The organism is Gordonia sp. N1V (assembly GCF_029269935.1).
Taxonomy (GTDB): Bacteria; Actinomycetota; Actinomycetes; order Mycobacteriales; family Mycobacteriaceae; genus Gordonia; species Gordonia polyisoprenivorans.
This window is the reverse complement of the sequence record NZ_JARJDD010000099.1, coordinates 1-498: the sequence shown is the minus strand read 5'-3', so window position 1 is coordinate 498 and position 498 is coordinate 1. Positions and strand designations below refer to the sequence as shown.

Below are 498 nucleotides of genomic sequence, written 5' to 3'. Positions count from 1 at the left end.
CCAGAACCGGATCGGTGGTGGCGCGGGATCCGTAGTCCAGGACGATCTCTTCGAACGTCATCTCCTCGTTGTCACCGGACTCGTCACCGGTGTCGACGCTGTCGCTGTCGGTGGTGTCGATGTCCTCGCCACGCTGGGCGGCGCGCGCCATGATCGAGGCCCGATTCGTGGACAGTTCACCGTTCAAATACGCAGCGCGGATCAGTGGGAGTTCTTTGAGGAGGTCCGCCAGCGCTATCCAGCTGCCGGCGACCGACACCCCTGGCTGATCCCACCCGCCAGCATCGACCCGAAACGCCGACCAATACCGTCCTACCACCGACGCACCATGCGACTCGACGACGTAGCAGCCTGACCCACCCTGCCCCACAACCTGATTCCCCGCACCCGGCACGGCCGGGACCGCATCTGTTGTTTGAGAACTCCATAGAGAATTCCCCACGCCCGATGGTCGAGGTGCGCGTGCCACCGTGACCCGGAATGACTTCGGCACAAGGG

At 64.1% G+C, this 498-nt stretch carries 2 pseudogenes; one reads left to right on the top strand and one right to left on the bottom strand.

Features of this window, described 5'->3' with window-relative positions:
- Positions 1 to 259, bottom strand: a pseudogene (locus P3L18_RS28285) (HNH endonuclease); the annotation flags it as partial.
- Between P3L18_RS28285 and P3L18_RS28280 the strand changes: the two are divergent.
- Positions 251 to 355 (top strand): annotated as a pseudogene (locus P3L18_RS28280) (HNH endonuclease); the annotation flags it as partial. The pseudogenes P3L18_RS28285 and P3L18_RS28280 overlap by 9 nt on opposite strands.
- Positions 356 to 498: the final 143 nt, after the last annotated feature.